Annotated in this window: 2 protein-coding genes; one reads left to right on the top strand and one right to left on the bottom strand. The window is 72.4% G+C overall.

Features of this window, described 5'->3' with window-relative positions; all coding sequences use genetic code 11:
* Positions 1-33: 33 nt before the first annotated feature.
* On the bottom strand, positions 34-1,569 hold the full coding sequence (locus HUW36_RS30295) for a M1 family metallopeptidase (RefSeq protein ID WP_174531215.1): 1,536 nt from the start codon (positions 1,567-1,569) through the stop codon (positions 34-36).
* 188 nt (positions 1,570-1,757) lie between these two features.
* On the opposite strand from HUW36_RS30295, the gene HUW36_RS30290 reads away from it, so the two are divergent.
* A complete protein-coding gene (locus HUW36_RS30290; RefSeq protein ID WP_174531214.1) occupies positions 1,758-2,543 on the top strand; it encodes an SGNH/GDSL hydrolase family protein in 786 nt (261 codons plus the stop codon).
* The last annotated feature ends 174 nt before the right edge of the window (positions 2,544-2,717 follow it).

The raw sequence follows: 2,717 nt of genomic DNA, 5'->3' as shown, positions 1-2,717 counted from the left end.
CGCCGGTGGGGGAGCGGACGCGGCCGGCGTCGGTCAGCGGCCGAGCAGGTCGTGCCCGGCCCGGATCCTCGCCCAGGAGTCGGGTCGGGTCGGGGCCGAGGTGGCCCGCGCGGCGGCGCCCACCTCCGGGCGGCCGGCGGTGAACAGCCAGGTGGTGAACACCGGGTCGAGGTCGCGTCCGGAGACGCGTTCCGCGAGTGCCTGGAACTGCTCGATGGTGCCGTTGCCGTACTGGCGCTGGGCCGTCCAGGCGCGCAGGATCCGGAAGAACGCCGGGTCGCCGACGGCCAGCCGGATCTGGTGCAGCGCCATCGCGCCGCGGTCGTAGACGGCGTCGTCGAAGACCCGGTCCGCGCCGGGGTCACCGGGAAGGACGTGCCAGAACTCCGAGTCGGCCGGGTAGCTGGAGTAGGTGAAGTCGAACAGCTGTTGGGCGGTGCCCTCGTCCTGCTCCTCCGACCAGAGCCACTCGGCGTACGAGGCGAAGCCCTCGTTCAGCCAGACGTTGCGCCAGGCCGCCACCGAGACCGAGTCGCCGAACCACTGGTGTGCGTTCTCGTGCACCACCACGTACGGGTTCGCACCGCGCCGCCAGAAGCCGGGGCCGTAGACCGGTCGGGTCTGCGTCTCCAGCGCGAAGCCGATGCCGTCGATCGGCCCGGCCACGCCGCCCTGCGCCTCGAACGGGTACGGGCCGAACAGCCCGCTCTCCCACTCGACGATCTCGGCGGTCCGCTCGATGCTGGCCCGGGCCGCCGGACCGCGCTCGCCCAGCGTGGTGCTGTACGCGTTCACCACCGGCTGCCCGTCCGGCGCGGTGCCGGTGACGATGTCGTACTGCCCGATGGCCAGGAACGCCTGGTAGGTGGCGCCGGGTTTGACGCTGCGCCAGCTCCACCGGGTGCGGTTGCCGGCCTCCGGCAGCGGGTCGCGCGGCTGTACCCCGTTGCTGACCACCTCGACGCCGGTCGGCACCGAGACCGAGATGTCCCAGGTGGCCTTGTCCTTCGGGTGGTCGTTGCTCGGATACCACCACCAGGCCGACTCGGGTTCGTTGACCGCGAGCGCTCCGTCGGCCGTCCGGGTCCAGGCCGTGTAGCCGTAGACCTTCGTCTGCGACGGGACGCCGGCGTACCTCACCACCACGGTGAGCTGCTGGCCCCTGGTCAGGGGCCGGGCCGGAGTGACCACCAGTTCGTGGTCGCCGGCCCGGGCGAACCCGGCGACCAGGCCGTTGACCCGGACCGATTCGACGTCGAGCGCGAAGTCGAGGTTGAAGCGGGACAGGTCCTTGCGGGCGGTGGCCAGGATCGTGGTGGTGCCGCCGAGCCGGTCGGTGGCCGGCTCGTAGCGCAGCCGGATGTCGTAGTGGTCGACGTCGTATCCGCCGTTGCCGTAGTCGGGGAAGTAGCTGTCGCCCAGCCCGGGGCTGCCCGGCGTCGGGGTCGCCGCCGCGGGTTGCGGTCGGCCTGATCCGGTCGGGGAGGCCAGGCCGGGGGCGCCGGTCACGGTGGTGCCGGCGGTGGTGAGGGTCAGGGCGGCGATCGCCGCCGTGAGTGCGCGTCGCACGGGTGGGACTCCCTCCGTCGGGGGTACGCACCGGTCAACCTAATCGACGCATGTAAACGGATCTGTGCCGTCGGCTATTCAATTCTTGGGAATGTTTCGATAGCATTACCGACTAGTAACAAGCACGACCCCTCGGCCACGCGCGCGGTCAACGGGCTCCACCACCCCTGTCCCGTGGAGGTCCTGTCATGTCCCGTCGCGTCCGTACCGCCCTCGCCGCGGTGTTGGCGGCCGTCCTCGGCGCCGTGCTCCTGCCCGGCGCGGCCCGCGCGGCCACCGTCAACTACGTCGCCCTGGGCGACTCCTACTCCTCCGGCGTCGGCGCCGGGCCGTACGACTTCTCCACCTGCCTGCGCAGCCAGAAGTCGTACGCCCCGCTCTGGGCCGCGGCGCACGCGGTCACCAGCTTCCGCTTCCCCGCCTGCGGCGGGGCGGTCACCGCCGACGTCCGGAACAACCAGGTCGGGCAGCTCAGTGCGAGCACCACGCTCGTCACCATCACCATCGGCGGCAACGACGCCGGCTTCGCCGACGTGATGACCAGCTGTCGCTTCGGCAGCACGTCGAGCTGCGAGAGCGCGGTGGCCGGGGCCAAGGCGTTCGCCACCGCCACGCTGCCCGGCCGGCTCGACGCCACCTACGCCGCGATCCGCGAGCGGGCGCCGAACGCCCGGCTGGTGGTGCTGGGCTACCCGCGGCTGTTCGAGACCGGGTACTGCGGCCTGCTCGCCATGAGCAGCTACAAGCGCACCATCCTCAACCAGGCCGCGGACGTGCTGAACGGGGTCACCGCCGACCGGGCCGGCGCGGCCGGGGCCACCTTCGTCGACGCCCGGCCGTACTTCACCGGGCACGGCGTGTGCGCGGCCCAGCCGTGGATCCGCGACGTCAGCGGCGTGATCGAGGCGTACCACCCGAACGCCGACGGCTACCGCTACGGCTACCTGGCCGCGCTGACCGCCGCGATCGGCTGAGGTGTAAGGAGGGGGCCCCTCTTAACGCATTCCGTAGAGGAGGGGCCCCCTTTTAACAGCTCACCGAGGCCGGCGTACGAGTCAGCGGCCCACCGGCGCCAGACTGCCGACCGTCTCCGCCGCCACGGCCGGCGCGCCGGGCACGCCCGGCACCGGTCCCACCCGCCGCCGGGG

The organism is Micromonospora maritima (assembly GCF_902825405.1).
Taxonomy (GTDB): Bacteria; Actinomycetota; Actinomycetes; order Mycobacteriales; family Micromonosporaceae; genus Micromonospora; species Micromonospora maritima.
Note: the sequence above shows the minus strand (reverse complement) of the source record. Positions and strands in the feature narration are given on the sequence as shown.

Coding starts and splice junctions, on each gene's coding strand:
- HUW36_RS30290 (WP_174531214.1), top strand. CDS start 1,758: ATGTCCCGTCGCGTCCGTACCGCCCTCGCCGCGGTGTTGGCGGCCGTC.